Origin of the sequence: Enterococcus sp. E5-162 (assembly GCF_035725965.1) — a bacterium.
Taxonomy (GTDB): domain Bacteria; phylum Bacillota; class Bacilli; order Lactobacillales; family Enterococcaceae; genus Enterococcus_B; species Enterococcus_B lactis.
Map to the genome: position 1 here is coordinate 1 of NZ_JAPRFV010000038.1, position 911 is coordinate 911.

Annotated in this window: 1 pseudogene; it reads left to right on the forward strand. The window is 41.7% G+C overall.

Features of this window, described 5'->3' with window-relative positions:
* Positions 1–123: 123 nt before the first annotated feature.
* A pseudogene (locus tag OZZ83_RS14645) lies at positions 124–615 on the forward strand (PLP-dependent transferase); the annotation flags it as partial.
* Positions 616–911: the final 296 nt, after the last annotated feature.

The window sequence follows — 911 nt, forward strand, 5'->3', positions numbered from 1 at the left end:
AACAGCGACAATAATGACGTCTTTTTTGAATTGTTTGCCTTTAAAATGATTCATTACTCTGTCCTCTCTGTCTTTTTTCTCAATTTTACACTAAAATAGATTTTTTGGAAAACTTTGCAACAGAACCTTTTGGCTGGCGCCGTGATCGCCAAAGATGCGCAAGTAGGGGAGCGCTTGAATTATTTAGCCAATACTTCAGGCCCGACCTTGAGCAGCTTTGATACGTGGTTATTTATCCGAAGTTTAAAGACGCTGCCGTTGCGCTTTGAACGACAGGAAGCCAACGCCAAGGAAGTTGGCCGCTTTTTACGAGCCCATCCGGCGGTCAAAGAGGTGCTGTACCCAAATGCAGGGGCGATGATCAGTATTCGGGTGCTTGATGAAACCAAAATCAGCGGCTTCTTAGCGGCATTAAAGGTCTTTACCTTTGCGGAAAGCCTGGGTGGTGTGGAAAGTCTCATCACGTATCCAACGACACAGACCCACGCAGATATTCCTCAAGAGGTACGAGAATCTTATGGATTGACGCCGGATCTTTTACGGATCTCCATTGGGATCGAAAGTAGTAAAGATTTGATCGATGACTTAGAAAATGCACTGAAGATATTCAAATAACCCAACCACAGATCAGCTAGTGAAAAACTTACTTTTGTAGAGTAATTTTATTGACAGTTTTAGTTGTATAGGATAAAGTTACACTACATATGAATGGTGAGTCCGATGTTTTCGGTTGACGGCAACAGGGATTAACCATTTCTCCTTTGAAAAAGTAGGTTGTTTTGAGGGTTCTGTTGCAAAGTTTTAAATAAAGAATAAAATCCCTTACGGTATCTATGATTTAAGCTGGGATTCCCAATAATACCTTGATTTCAGTACAGATCGAAAACCCGAAGAGAGTGCCTTCTTTTCGG